The 19,033-nt window shown below is 63.8% G+C and carries 17 protein-coding genes; 9 read left to right on the top strand and 8 right to left on the bottom strand.

The genetic code is table 11. The annotated features are described in order from the left end of the window. Positions 1 to 155: 155 nt before the first annotated feature. The 6 genes from JQ597_RS20970 to JQ597_RS20945 all read left to right on the top strand — a co-directional run bounded on the left by JQ597_RS20970 (position 156) and on the right by JQ597_RS20945 (position 4,727). A complete protein-coding gene (locus tag JQ597_RS20970) occupies positions 156 to 623 on the top strand; it encodes a hypothetical protein (RefSeq protein ID WP_212266091.1) in 468 nt (155 codons plus the stop codon). A 44-nt stretch (positions 624 to 667) separates the two neighbouring features. Then, positions 668 to 961: a hypothetical protein gene (locus JQ597_RS20965; RefSeq protein ID WP_349628863.1), complete on the top strand. Its 294-nt coding sequence runs from the start codon at positions 668 to 670 to the stop codon at positions 959 to 961. Further along, entirely contained in the window at positions 958 to 1,158 is a 201-nt protein-coding gene (locus tag JQ597_RS20960) for a hypothetical protein (RefSeq protein WP_212266090.1), read from the top strand. Before JQ597_RS20965 ends, JQ597_RS20960 begins: the two co-directional genes overlap by 4 nt. A 183-nt stretch (positions 1,159 to 1,341) precedes the next feature. After that, positions 1,342 to 2,358 carry a magnesium and cobalt transport protein CorA gene (locus JQ597_RS20955; RefSeq protein ID WP_212266089.1) on the top strand — a complete coding sequence of 339 codons (1,017 nt, stop codon included), beginning with the start codon at positions 1,342 to 1,344 and terminating at the stop codon, positions 2,356 to 2,358. Positions 2,359 to 2,452: 94 nt separating this feature from the next. Further along, positions 2,453 to 3,637: a LysM peptidoglycan-binding domain-containing protein gene (locus JQ597_RS20950; protein ID WP_212266088.1), complete on the top strand. Its 1,185-nt coding sequence runs from the start codon at positions 2,453 to 2,455 to the stop codon at positions 3,635 to 3,637. A gap of 295 nt (positions 3,638 to 3,932) precedes the next feature. After that, complete coding sequence (locus tag JQ597_RS20945; RefSeq protein ID WP_212266087.1) at positions 3,933 to 4,727, top strand: Crp/Fnr family transcriptional regulator; 795 nt, start codon at positions 3,933 to 3,935, stop codon at positions 4,725 to 4,727. 157 nt (positions 4,728 to 4,884) lie between these two features. On the opposite strand, the gene fdhF is transcribed toward JQ597_RS20945, so the two are convergent. The 5 genes from fdhF to mobB all read right to left on the bottom strand — a co-directional run bounded on the left by fdhF (position 4,885) and on the right by mobB (position 11,707). Beyond that, positions 4,885 to 7,650: a formate dehydrogenase subunit alpha gene (fdhF, locus tag JQ597_RS20940; protein ID WP_212266086.1), complete on the bottom strand. Its 2,766-nt coding sequence runs from the start codon at positions 7,648 to 7,650 to the stop codon at positions 4,885 to 4,887. Beyond that, positions 7,647 to 9,356 (bottom strand): NADH-ubiquinone oxidoreductase-F iron-sulfur binding region domain-containing protein, encoded by a 1,710-nt coding sequence (locus tag JQ597_RS20935; RefSeq protein ID WP_212266085.1) that lies wholly within the window; start codon positions 9,354 to 9,356, stop codon positions 7,647 to 7,649. The genes fdhF and JQ597_RS20935 overlap by 4 nt, the downstream gene beginning before the upstream one ends. A 281-nt stretch (positions 9,357 to 9,637) precedes the next feature. Continuing rightward, positions 9,638 to 9,877 carry a sulfurtransferase TusA family protein gene (locus tag JQ597_RS20930; protein ID WP_192740147.1) on the bottom strand — a complete coding sequence of 80 codons (240 nt, stop codon included), beginning with the start codon at positions 9,875 to 9,877 and terminating at the stop codon, positions 9,638 to 9,640. Between the two features lie 42 nt (positions 9,878 to 9,919). Continuing rightward, positions 9,920 to 11,173 (bottom strand): molybdopterin molybdotransferase MoeA, encoded by a 1,254-nt coding sequence (locus JQ597_RS20925; RefSeq protein WP_212266084.1) that lies wholly within the window; start codon positions 11,171 to 11,173, stop codon positions 9,920 to 9,922. A 6-nt stretch (positions 11,174 to 11,179) separates the two neighbouring features. Further along, positions 11,180 to 11,707: a molybdopterin-guanine dinucleotide biosynthesis protein B gene (mobB, locus tag JQ597_RS20920; protein ID WP_212266083.1), complete on the bottom strand. Its 528-nt coding sequence runs from the start codon at positions 11,705 to 11,707 to the stop codon at positions 11,180 to 11,182. 92 nt (positions 11,708 to 11,799) lie between these two features. On the opposite strand from mobB, the gene JQ597_RS20915 reads away from it, so the two are divergent. Both JQ597_RS20915 and mobA read left to right on the top strand, forming a co-directional pair. Continuing rightward, positions 11,800 to 12,687, top strand: coding sequence for a formate dehydrogenase accessory sulfurtransferase FdhD (locus JQ597_RS20915; RefSeq protein ID WP_212266082.1), 888 nt, complete (start codon positions 11,800 to 11,802; stop codon positions 12,685 to 12,687). A 43-nt stretch (positions 12,688 to 12,730) separates the two neighbouring features. Next, positions 12,731 to 13,345, top strand: a complete 615-nt coding sequence (mobA, locus tag JQ597_RS20910; protein ID WP_212266111.1) for a molybdenum cofactor guanylyltransferase MobA — start codon at positions 12,731 to 12,733, stop codon at positions 13,343 to 13,345. Between the two features lie 24 nt (positions 13,346 to 13,369). Here the strand turns inward: mobA and JQ597_RS20905 are convergent, their stop codons facing one another. Genes JQ597_RS20905 through JQ597_RS20895 form a run of 3 tightly spaced genes read right to left on the bottom strand, consistent with a single transcriptional unit; the run spans position 13,370 to position 17,590 of the window. Further along, the gene (locus tag JQ597_RS20905; protein ID WP_212266081.1) at positions 13,370 to 14,500 is read right to left on the bottom strand and encodes an FAD-dependent monooxygenase; all 1,131 of its coding nucleotides are present in this window, start codon (positions 14,498 to 14,500) and stop codon (positions 13,370 to 13,372) included. 14 nt (positions 14,501 to 14,514) lie between these two features. Beyond that, positions 14,515 to 16,464, bottom strand: a complete 1,950-nt coding sequence (locus JQ597_RS20900) for a molybdopterin biosynthesis protein (RefSeq protein ID WP_212266080.1) — start codon at positions 16,462 to 16,464, stop codon at positions 14,515 to 14,517. Positions 16,465 to 16,477: 13 nt separating this feature from the next. Further along, positions 16,478 to 17,590, bottom strand: coding sequence for a molybdopterin-binding protein (locus JQ597_RS20895; RefSeq protein ID WP_212266079.1), 1,113 nt, complete (start codon positions 17,588 to 17,590; stop codon positions 16,478 to 16,480). Positions 17,591 to 17,795: 205 nt separating this feature from the next. On the opposite strand from JQ597_RS20895, the gene JQ597_RS20890 reads away from it, so the two are divergent. Further along, on the top strand, positions 17,796 to 19,007 hold the full coding sequence (locus JQ597_RS20890) for an ABC transporter substrate-binding protein (RefSeq protein WP_212266078.1): 1,212 nt from the start codon (positions 17,796 to 17,798) through the stop codon (positions 19,005 to 19,007). Positions 19,008 to 19,033: the final 26 nt, after the last annotated feature.

Here is a 19,033-nt window from a genome sequence, read left to right as displayed (position 1 = left end):
GGGACGACGTGGGGAGGGAGCGCGCCAACATCCCACCTACCACTTATGAAATCTCTATTTCTCTGCTCCTCACCTCATCTCGTTTTCAAATGGCGTTTTGACCACCTTGGGGGGCACGGCTGCCGTATCAGCCGCCCCACAAGTGAGATCACGCCATGTCACTACTTGTAGAATCCCAGAACCCCACAGAACCCGGCGACCGGCTGCGCAATGCCTATGCCGTGACCGCTGAATTCATCTCCGACATCGTCGACCAGACCTGCCGGCGCTTTCCGTCCGTGAGCCAGAGCGGCAAGACCGCCCGCATTGAGCGGTTGATTCAATCCGGCGCCTGGACCGATGCCGCCCTGGCGCTGATCGATCTGGAATTGCCGCAATGGCAGCTGCGCCGTATCGCCTATGACGAAGGCGAGTGGCATTGCGCATTGTCGCGCGAACGCGAATTGCCGGACTGGCTCGATCAATCGGCCGAGGGCCGGCACGCCGATCTGGCGCTGGCGATCCTGAGCGCGTTCGTCGAGGCGCAGCGCCTCAGCGTGCCGTTGCGCCGGCCCAGCGTCCCTGCCGTGCGCAGCGATGCCGGCGCGCTCTATGAGCCGGTCCTGAGCGACAATTTCGGCTGAACGAGCCGGGAATACACAGCTCGCCAAAATGAAAGAATACCAACGTGAAATTCGTCGAACCTCCATCGTGCCGCGCGCCCTCCGCAATCGTCTTCATCGGCAGAAACCGCCGCGGCCATTGGGTTGCCCAGGAACAAAACGGCCTCTATGGCGGCCTGTTCGTCAATCGCGCACAGGCCATCAAATACGCGTTGTTCGAGAACGGCCACCATCCCGAAACGATCGTCGAACTGGCCTGCGAAATCGAGCTCGACATGGGTAGCCGCCCAGGCGCACGGTGCATGTCGCCGCGACAGATTCGCCCGCACATCCGATCTTCAGAAGGAGTGATGACATGACCATGCTGACGCATCCCGGCAACCGGTTCAAACCGGCTTCCCATCGGTCGGGACGCCGTGCCCCAACCACCACCGCGAACCTTGCGATGCTCAAGCTGATCTGCCTTCGCGCGATTGGTCCCCTGCTGATAGCTGTCGCGATCGCCGGCGTCATCGTCCTCAAGGCTGCGGTCTTCCTTTCGCGCGTCAGCCATTGAGAACGGCCGAACGACCCGTGCGCAAGAATCTGCTACCGGCATCTGCGTTTGGTCTGACCGGCATCAACGATAACGACATGTGAGGCCGAACATACATTTGACGACAAATTCCCCGGTAGCTAGCCTTGCCGAGAACACGGCGTCGGCGCAGGTTTCAGCTGCGATCATTGAGGGATGGAAACCATGAACATAGCGCCGCAAGCGGACATGCCGAGCGATCCCGTTGCTTCCGAAGGTGTGGTCGCGGCCGGGGCCTATGTCGACGGCCGGCGGGTCGCCAATATCGCCATCGAGGAATCCTCGAGCTGGCGCAGCAAGCCGGGCCATGTGGTCTGGATCGGGCTGCACGAACCAGACATGACGATCCTGACCAGCGTGCAGCAGCAGTTCCAGTTGCATGATCTTGCCATTGAAGACGCGAACAACGCCCATCAGCGCCCCAAGATCGAACAATATGGCGACGGCCTTTTCATCGTGGCGCGCACCGCGCAACTCGTGGGCGACAGCATCGCGTTCGGCGAAACCCATCTGTTCGTCGGTGAAGGATATCTCGTCTCCGTTCGCCACGGCGCCTCGACGTCCTATGCGCCGGTGCGTGCGCGCTGCGAAAGCTGCCCGCGGGCGCTGGCCCGCGGCGAGGATTATATCCTCTACGCCATCCTCGATTTTATCGTCGACAATTACTCGCCGGTGCTCGAGACCATCCAGGAAGAAGTCGAAGCGATGGAGGAGCAGGTGCTCGCCAGCGCGATGACGCGGGCGCAGATCGAGCGGCTGTATCTGTTGCGGCGCGATCTGTTGCGCCTGCGGAACGCGGTGGGGCCCCTGGTGGAGGTCTGCCGCCGGCTCGAACATGACAATCTGCCGATGATCCGGCCCACCATGCAGCCGCTGTTCCGGGACGTCACCGACCACGTCCGCACCGTTCAGGAACAGATCGACTCGCTCCGCGAAGTCCTCGCTTTTGCCTTCGAGGCGAGCCTTTTGGTCGGCCAGGCCCAGGAGACCGCGGTCTCCAAGAAACTCGCCTCGTGGCTTGCCATCATCGCGGTCCCGACCGCGATCGCCGGCATCTACGGCATGAACTTCAAGCACATGCCGGAACTCGAGTGGGAGTATGGCTACTTCGCCATTATTGGCACGATCCTGACCGTTTGCGCGGGCCTGTTCTGGCGCTTCCGGCGTGCCGGGTGGCTTTAAGCTGGCCGGCCTACCCCTTTTTCTCAACGCAAACGAGTACCAACTTTGCCCGAGACGCTATAGAATGCCGTCGAGCCAGTGATTTGGCTGATGGATGAGCATCATGATTGCGACATCGATGAGTCGAATAGTCGTACCGTCCATGGTTGCGGCATGTAGCGTGGCGGCTATCTTCGCCGTCTATTACGTCCGCCAAGAACCGCGGGCCGATACCAAGGCCGTAACCGCCGCGCCGGCGGTCTCAAAGCCGGCATTGGGTGCCCCAAAGCAGGGTGCGCTCGCAGCGGCGCAAGCAGAAGCAAACGCCGTGACGGCCACGCTGGGCGGACCACCCCCACCGCCGGACAGCGTGCCGTCGTTCGACATTGCCCGCATCGAGCCGACGGGCGAAGCTGTCATCGCGGGCCGGGCCACGCCGGGCGCAGCGGTGGAACTGCTGCGCAACGGCGAGATACACGATCGCGTGGTGGCGGATCAATCCGGACAATTCGTCATGGTTCCGCCCCGGCTTCCCTCAGGGACGTATGACCTGACGCTGCGGGCCAAGGAGCCGGACGGCAAGCAGACCTCATCCAAGCAGAGCGTGACGGTGGCGCTTGAGCCGAAATCAACCGATCGGCCGGTCGTAGCGTTGATGGCGCCGGACAAACCCACCGTCGTGCTGTCGCAGCCGGCTGTGCCAAAGCCGATGGCCGGCGCAGTGGTTGCGGAGACGGTTGAGATCGAACCCGGCGGCAAGCTCCATGTCAGCGGCCGCGCTCGCCCCGGCGCCGCGGTGAAGCTTTATCTCAACGACAGCTTTATTGCGTCGGCAACGGCTGGCGCGGACGGACGTTTTGCGGTCACGATCAATGAGGGGGTCGCCTCGGGCAGCTACCGCGTGAGGCTGGACGAGGTGGAGCAGAATTCCGGCGCGGTGCGCGCACGCGCCGAGGTGCCTTTCAACGTTCCCGACACGATGGTCACGGCCTCCGTGCCGGCACAGGCCACCGCGGCCAAGCGGCTGGACGTTACCGCTGCACAGCCGCCGGAGCTGGCGGCCGCCATGGCCGCCGTTCTGCCAGACAACAAAGGCTCGCCCTCCACCGTGGTCGTGCCGAAGATCACCACCACCACCGTCTCGCGCGGCGACAGCCTCTGGCGCATCAGCCAACTCTCCTACGGAGCGGGCACGCGCTACGCCGTTATCTACAAGGCGAACCGGGAACAGATCCGCAATCCCAACCTGATTTATCCCGGCCAGGTTTTTGTCGTTCCGGTGCAGGAAGCGCGGCCATAGCGTCTGAGCGAGAGATTGCGCGGCTTTTTAGCTCGCGCTCGATTATGTGCGGCGGTTCTGCTGGACGCGCACGACGACCGTCACGTCGCGGTTGAACGATTATCTCGCTTCACTCCGCCGCGGTCCCAGCTCGGCCTTTTCGGCCCGCACGGCGCGTCGCAGACCTTTCGTGCTTTTAATCATTTGTGACAAGGCGCCTGCGCCTTGGCACGCTTCCCTGCGGGGCTTTGAGGCGGTACAACCCGCCTGTATTCTTGTGTGTAGCGGCTAGAACGAAGTGTAGCGGTGCAGACCAGTGACAATATTTGATCGAATTCTCGACGCGGCCGCGGATAATCTCAGGATAGCGAAAATCCTGGTCCAGCTGGGCCTCGACCCCAACAACATCACCTACGACGCGCTGTTCAATCGCCTGCTGGAGATTTTTCTCCACAATATCACGCTGGCCAACATGTTTGCCCTGGTCGGCGCCATCTTCTTCGTCGCCACCTTGCTGACGCAGACCATGGTGCCGCTGCGCGTCGCCAACATGATCGGTTGCGCATTCTTCGCCCTGTTTGGCGCGCTCACGGCATCCGTCACGACCTTCCTGTTGTATCTCCTGATGGTCCCCATCAATGCGTATCGCCTCCGACAGATGCTCGTTCTGGTGAAGAAGGCCCGCAGCGCAACGAAAGGCGATACGTCGCTGGAATGGCTCAAGCCGTTCATGACCGAACGCAAATATCGCAAGGGCGATATTCTGTTCAAGAAAGACGATGCCGCCCATGAGATGCTGCTGACCGTCACCGGAAAATTCCTGGTGAAGGAAATCAGCGTCGAGCTTCCGCCGGGACGTTTAATGGGCGAATTTGGTTTCCTCACGCCGGATAACCGGCGCACGGCGACGATCGAATGCATCGAGGATGGTCATGTGCTGACCATCACTTATGACAAGCTGCTCGAGATCTACTTTCAGAACCCGCAGTTCGGCTATTACTTCCTGGTCCTGACCAGCCAGCGCCTGTTGGAAAACATTGCGCGACTCGAAGGGATTGTCGCGCAACACAAGTCCTTGCAGCAGGCCGCGGCTGCGAACGGCCCCAACTGAGCAGCGGGACACGCGCGCCGGGGGGGCTTTCTAGAGCGGCATGGCTTTTGGTTGAATCCATCGAGCCACGAGTCCCCTCAACCTCTCCCGCTTGCGGGAGAGGGAGTACACCGTCTTCGTGGCAACCAACCCAGCCTAACCTCATCAGGCTTTAGGTCTATTCCGCCGCGGTTCGCAGCTCGGCCCTTTCGGCGCGCACCGCGCAGAACTTGAACTCGGGGATCTTGCCGAACGGATCGAGCGCCGGGTTGGTCAAGAGGTTCGCCGCCGCCTCGGCGTAGCAGAACGGCATGAACACCATGTTCTCCGGCACGTCGCGGTCCGAGCGAACCTTGACCTCGACCGCGCCGCGGCGGGTTTCCAGCTTGATGAAATCGCCGGGCCATACGCTCAGGCGCCGCATGTCCTTGGGCGACATGAACGCCACCGCCTCCGGCTCGATCTGGTCGAGCACGCTGGAGCGGCGGGTCATCGAACCGGTGTGCCAGTGTTCGAGCACGCGGCCGGTCGACAGCACCATCGGATACTCACCGTCGGGCACCTCGTCGGGCGCGATCACGTGCGCCGGCACGATCTTGCCGCGGCCGCTTGCGGTCGGGAAACCCGTGGTGAAGATGATCTCGTTGCCGGGCTTGTTCGGATCGTCCGCCGGATAGGTGACGGCGCCTTCACGGACCAGCCGCTCCCAGCTGATGTTCTTGAGCGACGGCATCAGCTGCGCCATCTCGGTGTAGACGTCGCCGGGGCCCGAATAATTCCACGGGAGCCCCATACGCTTGCCGATCTCCTGGATGATCCAGAGATCCTGTCGCGCCTCGCCCGGCGGCTTGATCACCTGGCGCGCAAGCTGCACGCGGCGGTCGGTGTTGGTGAAGGAGCCGTCCTTTTCCGCAAAGGCCGAGGCCGGCAGGATGACGTCGGCGTGGAATGCGGTCTCGGTGACGAAAAGGTCCTGCACCACGAGATGATCGAGCATGGCGAGCGCTCCGCGCGCATGCTGAAGATCGGGATCGGACATCGCGGGGTTTTCACCCTCGATATACATGCCCTTGATCTCACCGGCGTGGATCGCGTTCATGATCTCCACCACGGTCAGGCCGCGTACCGGATCGAGCTCCTGATTCCACAGCTTCTCGAAATTGCCGCGCATGTCGTCGCGGCTAACCGGCTGGTAGTCCGGCAGGAACATCGGGATCAGGCCGGCGTCGGACGCGCCCTGCACGTTGTTCTGGCCGCGCAGCGGATGCAGGCCGGTGCCGGGACGGCCGACCTGTCCGGTGATCAGCGCCAACGCGATCAGGCAGCGTGCATTGTCGGTGCCGTGGACATGCTGGCTGATGCCCATGCCCCAGAAGATGATCGACGATTTGGCGCGCGCGTAGGTCCGCGCCACCTCGCGCAAGGTTTCTGCCGGGATGCCGCAGATCGGCTCCATCTTCTCCGGCGTGAACTCCTTGATCTTCTCCTCCAGATCCTGAAAGCCCTCGGTGTAGCCCGCGATGTACTGATCGTCGGTCAGGCCTTCGGTGATGATCGTGTTGATCATCGCATTCAGCATGGCGACGTCGGAGCCGGGCTTGAACTGCAGATGCATGGTCGCGTGGCGCGACAGCGTCTGCCGACGCGGATCCAGGACGAAGAGCTTTGCGCCCTTCTTCGCCGCGTTCTTGATATAGGTTGCAGCGACCGGGTGATTGACGGTCGGATTTGCGCCGATCACGATGATGACTTCGGCGTCCATCGCCGCCGCGAACGGGGCCGACACCGCGCCAGAGCTCAGGCCTTCAAACAGCGCCGCCACCGACGAGGCGTGACACAGCCGCGTGCAGTGATCGACATTGTTGGAGCCGAAGCCGGTGCGCACCAGCTTCTGGAACAGATAGGCCTCTTCGTTCGAGCCTTTGGCGGAGCCGAAACCGGCCAGCGCCTTGACGCCCTTCTCGTCGCGGATCTTCACGAGGCCGTTGGCCGCGATATCCAGCGCCTCTTCCCAGGAGGCTTCGCGGAAATGGGTGAACGGATTGGCCGGGTCGACCTGGTCGTTGGCATCTTTCTTCGCGTTCGGCAGCCGCACCAGCGGCTTGGTCAGACGATGCGGATGATGGATGTAGTCAAATCCAAAACGGCCCTTGACGCAGAGCCGGTTGTGGTTGGCCGGGCCGTCACGGCCCTCGGCGTAGATGATCTTCTCGTCCTTGACCTGATAGGTGACCTGGCAGCCGACGCCGCAGAACGGGCACAGCGAGTCGACTTCCTTGTCCGGATAGGTCACGCGGGTCTGATTCTCGTCCAGCATCACCGACGGCATCAATGCGCCGGTCGGGCACGCCTGCACGCATTCGCCGCAGGCCACGCAGGTCGATTCACCCATGGGATCATCGAAGTCGAACACGATTTTCGACCCGTGACTGCGATAGGCCATGCCGATGACATCGTTGACCTGAACTTCGCGGCAGGCGCGCACGCAGAGGCCGCACTGGATGCAGGCGTCGAGATTGACGCTCATCGCGGGATGGCTGACGTCGCTTTCCCAGCGCTCGGCCGCGGGAAAACGGCTTTCGGTGACCTCGACCTTCTCGGCCCAATGCCAGAATTTTGAGTCAGGATCGTGCGAAGTCTCGCGCGCCGGCTGGTCGGCGACCAGCAGCTCCATCACCATCTTCTGGGCTGCGACCGCGCGCGCGCTTTCGGATTTCACCTTCATGCCGACGGTGGGCGTGCGCTTGCAGGACGCCGCCAGTACGCGCTCGCCCTCGATCTCCACCATGCAGGCGCGGCAATTGCCATCGGGCCGATAGTCCGGCGCGGGCGAATAGCACAGATGCGGGATTTCCTGGCCCTGGCGCTTTGCCACCTGCCAGATGGTTTCGCCTGCGTTGGCCTCAACCTGCTTGCCGTCGAGTTCGAACTTGATCCTGGTCATTCCGCGGCTTCTTTCGGCACGAATTCTTCCGGAAAATACTTAATCACTGACGTCAGCGGATTCGAGGCCGCCTGCCCGAGCCCACAGATCGAGGCATCGCGCATCGCCTGGCTCAACTGGTCGAGCAGTTCGCGGTTCCAGACCGGACGCTCCATCAGGATCGCCGCCTTCTGGGTGCCGACCCGGCACGGCGTGCACTGGCCGCAGCTCTCATCCTCGAAGAAGCGCATCAGGTTCAGCGCCGCGCCCCGCACGCTGTCGTGTTCGGACAGGATCACGACCGCCGCCGAGCCGATGAAGCAGCCGTATTTTTCCAGCGTGCCGAAATCGAGCGGGATGTTGTCCATCGACGCCGGCAGGATACCGCCGGACGCACCGCCCGGCAGATAGGCGTGGAACGTATGTCCGTCGGCCATGCCGCCGCAGAACTCGTCGATCAGTTCGCGCACGGTGACGCCTGATGGCGCCAACTTCATGCCGGGGTTCTTGACGCGGCCCGACACCGAATAGCTGCGCAGGCCGTGACGGTCGTTGCGGCCGTTGCCCTTCCACCAGTCGGCGCCCTTCTCGACGATGTCGCGCACCCACCACAGCGTCTCGATGTTGTTGATCAGCGTCGGCAGGCCGAACAGGCCGACCTGGAACGGATATGGCGGCTTGTGGCGGGGCAGACCGCGCTTGCCTTCAATGCTTTCGAGCAGCGAGGATTCCTCGCCGCAGATATAGGCGCCCGCGCCTCGGCGCATATGCAGCACGGGACCACCCGGCGGCAGTTTTGCGATCTCGCGTTCGAGAATTTCGCGCGAGGCCGGATATTCGTCGCGCAGGTAGATGTAGACGTCGGTCGCCTCGACCACATGCGCGCCGATCAGCATGCCCTCGAGGAAGCGATGCGGGTCGGTCTCGAGATAAAAGCGATCCTTGAACGTGCCGGGCTCGCCCTCGTCGCCGTTGATCGCCATCAGCCGCGGCCCGGGCTCGCCGAGCACCGCACGCCATTTGCGTCCCGTCGGGAAGCCGGCGCCGCCGAGGCCCCGCAGCGAGGCGTCGTCGAGCGCCTTCAGCAAATCTTCCTTTGAAAGCGCACCGGAGCGCAAACGATTGAGCAGCGCGTAACCGCCGCCGGCGACATAGGCGTCGTAACCAACATAGTCAGGCAGATGCGCATGGGTCTCGCCGGCTTTCGCGGCGGCCAGCACGCTTGCGGTAGTGGCGTGGTCGACAAAGTGATGGCCGACTTCAGCAGCGGGCGCGGTATCGCAGCGACCGACGCAGGGCGCACGCACCACGCGAATGCCGGGGCCGGCGCCGTCCTGCAATTCATGCAGCAGTTTTTCCGCGCCCAGCATCGCGCAGGTCAGCGAATCGCAGACGCGAATTGTCAGCGGCGCAATAACCGGCTCGCCTTCCTTCACGATATCGAAATGCGCGTAGAAGGTTGCGGTCTCGAACACTTCGGCAAACGACAGCTTCATCTCGTCCGCGAGGGCGGCGAGATGGGCTGCGGAAATCTGGTGATACGTGTCCTGGATCAGATGCAAATGTTCGATCAAGAGATCGCGCTGCCGCGACCGGTCGCCGAGCAGCTGTTCAATCTCGTGCGCGGCGGTCGGATCAACCTGGCGGCCCTTCGGCGTCGCCTTGGCCCGCTTCCGCCCGGCGCCGGGGTGATCGAACGAGCGGACTTTCTGCACGTCTTGAACCATGGAAAACGTCTCGTTCCTGCCTGCATGTTTCCGCGATCATAAATCGTGGCATGCCAGATGCCAAGAGAATTGTCGCGTTTTGATAAGCATTTAAGGCGACACGTCCGGCGCGGTCATGCCGCTCGCCGCCCGGACGAGGCTTCGCGTCGAAGCCATCGTTTCGATCTGCGAATGAGAACTGGAATCGATCTAAAGATCAATAAAGCTGTCTCATGATGCGATAGGGAATGCGCATCGATTTGGTTTTGCAATCAGTCGATACAGATTCGAAATGAACTGTCTCAACTGACGCCACCGTCCGCCTTCTCGATCAGGAATACGATTCGGGCCTCCGCCCGTTCCGTGATCTCGACCTTGTCACCGGTTTCGCGGATCAGATTCGGGATATCGATCACCGACAGCGGATCGGTGCAGTGGACTTCAAGCCGCTCGCCAGGTTTGACCGACTTCAGCGCCTTGCGCGTCTTCAGCGCCGGCAATGGGCATTTGAGGCCGGTGAGATCGAGCTTTGTCGTGGTCATCGGCGGAACATGGCGAAGCGGATGCGCATCGTCAATGAGCCTTCAGATCAAGCTTGCATAGGACAGGAAGCCGACGGTCTGGCCAGGCTCGACAAGCGTGATCTCTTCGCCGAGTTCGACAAGGCCGTCGGTGTCGACCAGCGAGGACAACAACCCCGCACCCTCGCGCGGAAACTTCACCGCTTCGAGCGCACCATCCCCGGCCTTGCGCAGGGTGACGCGGACATATTCGCGGCGGGCGATTTTCTTCTTGTAGGCGAAGGCGGCGCGAACCGGCATCGGCACCAGCTTCTGCTGCCGCGCGCCCGACAGGGCAAGAATCGTCGGCCGCACCACGTGAGCGAAGGTAACAAAACTCGCCACTGGATTGCCCGGCAGGCCGATGAACGGTGTGCCGCCGATGATCCCCATCGCCACGGGACGTCCCGGCTTGATCGCCATCCGCCACAGCACGAGCGAGCCCACGCTTTCGACGCTGGCCTTGACGTGATCTTCTTCGCCGGTCGATACGCCGCCGGTGGTGAGGATCAGATCATGGGCGCTGGCGACTTTCCTTAGTGCGGCAGCGAGCGCGGTGGGCTCGTCCCTGATAATGCCGAGGTCGCTGACCTCGCAGCCGAGCCGCGCCAGCATCGCCATGAGCATGAAACGGTTTGAATCGAACAGCTGCGCCGCCGCGCGTGGCTCGCCCGGCGAAACCAGCTCATTGCCGGTGGAGAACACCGCGACGCGGATGCGCCTGTTGACGCCAAGTTCCGTCAGACCGAATGCGGCTGCCAGCGCCACATCCTGCGGCCGCAGTCTTTGTCCGGCCTTCAATGCCGCGTGACCCAACGGGATATCCTCGCCCGCGGGACGCACATTGGCGCCGGGTTTCAGCCCCGCTGGAAGCACCACCTTGCCGTCGTCGAGACGAACATCTTCCTGCATGAACACGGTGTCGGCGCCGTCGGGCATCGGCGCACCCGTGAAGATGCGGACCGCCTCGCCCGGCGTGATCGGCGCGCCTGCGGAAGCGCCGGCCTGAACGCGGCCGGACACCGCAAACGCCTGCTCCTTGTCATCAGGCAGATCGCGGCTCGACACCGCGTAGCCGTCGACGGCGGAATTGGTGAAGGGCGGCAGCGGCAACGGCGCCGAAACATCCTGCGCGAGCACGCGTCCGTCGGCATTGGCGAGCGGGACGGTCTCCACCTCCTGCACAGCCGTGACCCGCGCTGCAATGATGCCGACGGCCTCATCGACCGACATCATCGGACCGCCGAAGGCAAAGCAATCGTCGGACAATTGCGCCATCGCCAGTTAGCTCTCCGCTTCGCTCTTTGCCAGCACCTCTTCGACCGAAATCGCCGAGCGCAGCATCATCGCGGCAATCGCCTCGATATCATCGAGATGGGCGGTGGGAAGCCTGGTTTCAACCGCGGTGTCGGTGGCAATACCGACCACGCCGGGATCCTCGGGGAACAGAAACGGCTTGCCGTTGGCGGCGCGGAAAACCTCGATCTTGCGGTGCGGCTCGCGCTTGAAACCCTCGATGACGACCAGATCGACCCGCGACATTTTGGTCAATAGCTCCGGCAGACGCGGCTCTTCGGCGCCGCGCAATTCATGCATCAGCGCCCACCGCCGCGCGGATGACACCAGCACCTCGGTGGCGCCGGCCTCGCGATGCCGCCAGGAATCCTTGCCGGGAATATCGACGTCGAAGGCGTGATGGGCGTGCTTGATCACGGAAACCCGCAGGCCGTCTTTCAGCAAATGCGGGATCACCCGCGCCAGCAAGGTGGTCTTGCCGGCGCCGCTCCATCCCGCGAGGCCAATCACTTTCATTGCAATCTCCGCACCCCAGCCGGAACCAGGCTGGGCTTTCTCCTGAGGTGCTTTATATCGGCTGCGAGCCAATGTCATGCTAACCTGCGGAAATGATGAAGATCGACAAAGCCCCCGTCCCCCTGATCGTGCCCAATCCTGATGATCCCAGGTTGACCGAGCGCGTCACCGGGACCGACCAGACCGGCGCCACGGTCGAAATCAGGGTGCCGGTGGAGCGGCCGCTGACGCTGTATTTGAACGCGCAGGAGATCGTCACCATGATGACGATCGGCGACTATCCGGAATATCTCGCGCTCGGCTATCTGTTGAACCAGAACATGCTGAAATATGACGACGTCGTCACCGAGGTCGAATATGACGACGATCTGCAGGTGGTGGTGGTGCGCACCGAGCACCACACCAATTTCGAGGCCAAGCTGAAGAAGCGCACGCAGACCTCGGGCTGCGCGCAGGGCACCGCGTTCGGCGACCTGCTGGAGGCCGTGGAAAGCGTCGCACTGCCGAAGGCGGAACTGCGCACCTCCTGGCTCTACGAGATGACGCATGCGATCAACACCATGCCTTCACTGTATCTCGAGGCCGGCGCGATCCATGGCTGCGTGCTGTGCAAGCAAGGCACCCCGGTCTGCTACACCGAGGATGTCGGCCGTCACAACGCCGTCGACAAGATCGCTGGCTGGATCTATCGCCACGGCGTCGATCCCGGCGACAAGATTCTCTACACCACGGGCCGGCTGACCTCCGAAATGGTGATCAAGACGGTGCGGATGGGAATTCCCATCCTGGTGTCGCGCTCGGGTTTTACGGCATGGGGCGTCGAGCTGGCGCGGCAGGTCGGGCTAACGCTGGTCGGACGCACGCGGGGAAAGCGGTTCATCGCGCTGTCAGGCCAGGAGCGCATCGTGTTCGACCAGAATCTCGCCTTTGTCGAAGAGGAATCGGCGCGGCACAAACGCAAGGGCGAAGACCGTGACTGATAACGCGACGGCAAGAGCCGCGCAGGCGACGCCAGGAGGCGCGCTGGAGATTCCCGGCGTGCTGCTCGCCGGCGGCCTGGCGCGGAGGATGGGCGGCGGCGACAAGCCGATGCGCACAATCGGCGGCCGCACCATCCTCGACCGCGTCATCGCGCGGCTGCAGCCGCAATGCAACGGGCTCATTCTCAACGCCAATGGCGATCCCGCGCGCTTTGCAGCGTTCGGGCTGCCGGTCATCCCCGACGGGGTCGCCGATTTTCCCGGACCGCTGGCCGGCATCCTGGCGGCGCTGGATTGGGCCGCGGCCAACCGGCCGGAGGTCAAGTGGGTGTTGAGTGCCGCGGCAGACTGCCCGTTCCTGCCGCGCGATCTCGTGGCGCGTCTCGGTGCGGCGCTACGCAATGAGAACGCGGAGCTCGCGGTCGCCGCTTCCGACGGCCAGTCGCATCCGGTGATCGGGCTGTGGAGCGTGGCTTTGCGCGAACAACTCCGCCACGCGCTGGTTGTCGAGGACGTCAGGAAGATCGACCGCTGGACCGCGCGCTACCGCCTCGCCACGGTGACCTGGCCGGTCGAACCGATCGACCCGTTTTTCAATGCCAACACCATGGATGACATCGCCGAGGCGGACCGGCTGGCCGCGCTGGATGGCGGTTAGACTGCAGCTCTCTCCACGTCGTCCCTACGCCGCCAGCGGCACGGTCCAGGCATCGTAGCCATAGACCCAATCGGTATCGGTCTTTCCGCTGAGCCATGTATTGGTGCGCGAGGTTTGCTGGATCCGCGCGGTTCGCTCCTTGCGGGTTGCCTCAAATCTTCGAAACGCATTTGGCACGCCATCCCGCTCGACGCCGTCGAGGCAGCGCGACAGCACGGCGGCGTCCTCGATCGCCATCGCCGCGCCCTGCGCCATATAGGGCGTCATCGGATGGCAGGCGTCGCCGAGCAGCGTCACGTTGCCCTCGCCCCAGCGTTCCAGCGCATTGCGATCGACGATCGCCCATTTGTGCACGTCCGGGCAGGCGCCCAACACCTGCTCGACCTGGCGATCGAAGCCCGCAAAAGCCTTGCGCAATTCCCTGACGTCGCCCTTGGCCGACCACGACTCGATCCGGAACTCCGGTTCCGGCTGGCTGGTGACGAGATAGATTTCGCTGCGGTCCGGCTTGACGTAGTAGATGACGATGTGCCGGTCCTCGCCCCACCATTTGGTGCAGTCGTCGATTTTTTCGCCGCCGAGCAACGCAGCCGGATAAGTGGTTCGGTAAGCGATGCGCCCGGTAAAGTGCACCGGCGAAGTGTCGAACAGGATGTCTCGGACGACGGAGTGGATGCCATCGGCGCCGATGACGGCGTCGGCGATCGCGGTTTCACCATTCGCGAAAGAGAGTCGGACGCCGTCGCTGGTCTCGTCCAGCCCAACCAGCTTGTGGGTCAGCTTGATGTGTTCGCCCGGAACGGCGCTCGCCAGCGCCGCATGCAAATCGCCGCGATGCGCCAGCAGATAGGGCGCGCCGAATTTCTGTTCGGCGCTCTCGCCAAAAATCATGTCGAACTTGACTTCGCCGGTGCGCCAGTCGCGGTTGTTCCAGGAGCGCGGGTAAAACGACTGACTGCGCAATCTTTCCTCGAGCCCCAGCCCGCGCAGCACCTTCATGGCGTTGCAGCCGATCTGGATGCCGGCGCCCAATCGCGCGAATTGCGAGGCCTGCTCATAGACGGAGACGTCGATGCCGACCCGGCGCAGCGCCGCTGATGACGCGAGGCCGCCCATGCCAGCGCCTATGATTGCAATCGAAAGACGCCGCGTCATCGCCTCCCCGCCATTCAGGCCGGTCGAAACCCGGCTCTTTCCAGCGCCGCGCGGCCTTCTTCCGACGCCAGCGCGTCGAGGAAAGCCTGTACCGCCGCCCGCTGCTTGCGCGCCGTCACCAGCGCGAAATCATAATGCTCTTCGGCAAAGGGAATGAAACCCAGGTCGGACGCATGGGCCACCGGCGCGATGGTCATGCCCCAGTCGGCGCGATGCTGCGCCACGGCGGCGGCGACCGCGTTGTGCGAGCGCGGCTGATTCCAGTAACCGTCGGGCCTGGCACCCGCCAGCAGCCGGTCGATCAGGATGCGCGTGCCGGCGCCCTGGTTGCGGTTGACCATGATGCAGGCGGGATCGGCGAGCGCCGCACGCACCGCGGCCTCGGCGCCCAGGCCCTCGAAGCGCGCATCGCCCTTGCGGAACACGATGCCCTGCATCCGCCGCCAGCCCGGCACCAGTTCAAGTCCGTCGGTGAGATAAGGCGTGTTGTAGGTTTCGGTCTTGTCATCGAACAGATGGATCGGCGCAAAATCGCATTCGCCGCGCTTGGCCGCCGCCAGTCCGCCGAGGCTGCCGACCGCGATCGATCGCACCGAAAGCCCGGTGCGCGCCAGCGGCGCGGTGACGAGATCGAGCCCGGTGCAGTGGCTGCCGACGATCACGAGATCCGGCACCCGCACATGCGGCGTGAACAGCGTCACTTCGGCATCAGTGCCTGCCGGCATCTGGTCGGCCAGCGCCTCGATGCGCAGAAAACCATCGGCCTGCGCGAATGAGGTGATCGCGCCCGAGCCCTTGCCGGTGGGATAGGCGATCAGACCGTCCGTTCCCTCGACCAGCGAGACCATGACGAATTCGGTGCGCCCCAGTTCGGAGGCGATCCGCACCGGAATTCTGGCGCTGACCTTGGCGTCCAAACGCGGCGGCAGGCCCGCCATGCGCCGCAGCACCGGCACGATCATGTCGTGGAAGGTGAACATCGCCGAGGTCGGAAATCCCGGCAGGATCACCACCGGCTTGCCGTCGCAAACCGCGAGGCAGAGCGGCTTGCCCGGCTTCAGCGCGACGCCATGCGCAATAATGCCGGGCTTGCCGAGCCGCGCGATGATGCGGTGGGTCACATCTCCCGCACCTTTCGAGGTGCCGCCCGAGAGCACCAGCATGTCGCTGATTTGCAGCGCACTGCGCATCGCAGATTCAAGCTGCGCCTCGTCGTCGGGAATGGCGCCGAGAAATATCGCCTCGCCGCCATTCTCCGACATCGCCGCGGTGACGATCGCGCCATTGGTGTCGTAGATCGCGGCCGGGCGCAGCGGCGAACCCGGCTGCACCAATTCGTCGCCGGTCGAGATAATGGCGACACGCAGCCGGCGCGCGACGGCAACTTGCGCGATACCGCAGGCTGCCAGCATCCCGATCTCGCGCGAGCCAATCATAGTGCCGGCGCGCAGCAGCGCCTCGCCGCGCGCGATGTCGGAACCGGCATAGGACACGAACTGACCGGGCGAAGCGGCGCGGCGAATTTCGATCACGCGGGTTCCCGCCGGCTGCGTGTGCTCGACCATTACGATGGCGTCGGCGCCGCGTGGCACCGGACCGCCGGTCGCAATCGACGTGGCGGTGCCCGACAGCACCGGCCGCGTCGGCGCGGTGCCGCAGGCGATCACCTCGTCGTTCAGCATCATCCGCACCGGCGTTGCTTCACCGGCGGAAGCGAGATCGGCGGAACGCACCGCAAAACCATCGACGTTGGAACGATCGAACGGCGGCACATCGATCGGTGCCACGATATCTTCCGCCAACGCGCAGCCGAGTGCATCCGCGAGCGCCCACCGCTCGATGGGCACCGCGCGCGGAAACAACGCGGCTTCAAACCGCGCCAACGCTTCCTCGCGCGACAGGATGATCAAGAACTGGTCCTGATCGACGGGTTCACGGTCTTTCGGCGAGGGTGTACGGGTCATGCCGGCATCCATATCATTCCCGCAGCATATAGCCATCGACGCCGCTCCCTGCAGCAAATCCTTCCGCGCCGCCCGGTACGGTTAACCAGGCCTCGGCGCGGGCGATCGCATCGAGCGACAGTTCGCCGACCGCCAGCGTCACCCAGGCGTCCGCTTTTCGCTCCAGCAGCACGACTTCCGCAATGCCAACCCCGGAGGCGATTTTGCGCGCCAGCGGCAGGTTGAGCGTCTTGCGCGGCCGCCGCCCCGACAGCCGGTCGAGTGCGGGCAACGCCAGCGTCCACCACGCCCCGAACGCCTGATCAGGCGCGCCCGGCAGCACGACCACGGGCGTGTTGCCGATGCGGCCCACCGCCGAGGTGCGGCCGGGCTGCACGGCGATGCCATGGGCGAGAACCTCGCCACACCCGGCCAATGCCGACACCGTCGCGTCGGTGCGGCCGACGCCGCTGCCGCCGACAATCAACAGCAGGTCGCATGCGCCGACGTCGATCGCCGCGACAATCGATGCGGCATCGCGGCCAACAGCGGTAACGGACACCACATCGGCGCCGGCGGTGCGCGCGCTCTCCGCGATCAGGTCCGACGTCACCGAGCCGCCGAGAATATTAACGAGGCGCAGGCGAGGCTGGCGCACCTTCAGCCGCTCTATTCCCGCCGCCCGCGCGATCATGAGGTCACGTGCCAGCACGCGCCGCCCAGCCTCGACCACACTGCTGCCAGCGGCAATGTCACCACCGGCCCGGCGCACGCCCTGCCCAGGGATCGCTTCCGCCAGCACCTGCGGCATCGGGCCTGATAGCTCGACGGAATCGGCATCGAGCACGCAGTCGCAGCCGTCGGGCATCGCATCACCCACTTCGACCCAGACCGGCAACGCCGCCAATGGCAATGGCGAATAGGACGACGCGCCGACGAGATCGCCGGCGCGCAACGCAAAGCCGTCGCTGGCGGCGATGTCGTGCGGCGGCAACGCGTCCGATGGCGGCATGTCGGCGGCAATACAACGCAGCGCCTCCGCTAGCGGCAGTTCCGCAGGCGTTACCGGCTCGACCCCGTGCAACAGGGCAGCGAGCGCCACATCGAGCGGCGTAAGCGAAGTCGGCAGGCGCTGGTTCGGGGTCATGGCCCGCTATGCCCTGAATCGGCCCGAAAATAAACAGAACCCGATACCGCTGGCGGTCGGCCCCTCCTTTCGACCAAGTTGACGCCTGCTCAAATTAGTTGCAATCGGGACCAATTGGCTTTAGTTGCAGATGGGACTAATTGGCGGAAAGCAACCGCCTGAAGACACACACGGCCAACGTGCCGATGCACAGGGAGAAGAGGGGATGTTCGTCAAAAACCTATCCATGCTGGGCGCGCTTGCCGCTTCGATGCTGGTATCTTCAGCGGCGCTCGCACAAGTGTCCGATGAGATCGTCAAGATCGGCGTTCTCACCGATATGAACGGCCCGGCGGCGACGCCGACCGGTCAGGGCTCGGTCACGGCCGCGCAGATGGCGATCGACGATTTCGGCGGCAAGGTGCTGGGCAAGCCGATCAGCCTGATCGTCGGCGACCATCAACTGAAGCCGGATATCGGCGGCGGCATCGCACGGCGATGGTACGATGTCGACCAGGTCGACCTGATCGTCGACGTGCCGGTCTCGGCGGTCGGGCTGGCGGTGCAGAACGTCGCCAACGAGAAGAAGAAGCTGTTCATCACGCATTCGACCCTGGCCGCGGATTTCCACGGCAAATTCTGCTCACCTTACGCGATGCAGTGGGTGATCGACACCCGCTCGCTCGCGGCCGGCACCGCGCAGGCGGTGGTGAAGCGCGGCGGCGATAGCTGGTTCTTCATCACCGACGATTATGCATTCGGCCACGCGCTCGAACGCGATGCCGCTGCGGTGGTCACCGCCAATGGCGGCAAGGTGCTGGGTTCGGTGAGGCCGCCGCTCGCTACTTCAGACCTGTCGTCCTTCGTGCTGCAGGCGCAGGCGTCCAAGGCCAAGATCATCGGCATCGCCGCCGGCCCGCCGAACAACATGAACGAGATCAAGACCGCCTCGGAGTTTGGTGTCTTGAAGGGTGGCCAGCAGATGGCAGCGTTGCTGGCGCTGATCACCGACATTCATTCGCTCGGATTGCCGGCGGCGCAGGGCCTGCTGCTGACGACCTCATTCTACTGGGACATGGACGACAAGACCCGCGAATGGTCGAAGCGCTATTTCGCCAAGATGAACCGGATGCCGACGATGTGGCAGGCCGGCGTCTATTCCTCGGTGATGTATTATCTCAACGCCATCAAGGAGTCGGGTACCGACGAGCCGTTGAAAGTGGCGGCAAAGATGCGCGAAAAGCCGATCGAGGACTTTTTCTCGCGCAACGGCAAGCTGCGCGAGGACAATCTGATGGTGCATGACCTCTGGCTGGTCGAGGTCAAGAAGCCGGAAGAATCAAAATATCCGTGGGACTATTACAAGATCCTGGCCAAGATCCCCGGCGACCAGGCGTTCGGGCCCATTGATCCGGCATGCTCGATGGCGAAGAAGTGACTGCGCAGCAGTCATTCCGGGATGGT

It is taken from the genome of Bradyrhizobium sp. AUGA SZCCT0177 (genome assembly GCF_018130125.1).
In the GTDB taxonomy this organism is placed as follows: Bacteria; Pseudomonadota; Alphaproteobacteria; order Rhizobiales; family Xanthobacteraceae; genus Bradyrhizobium.
This window is presented reverse-complemented; position numbering and strand designations above follow the sequence as displayed.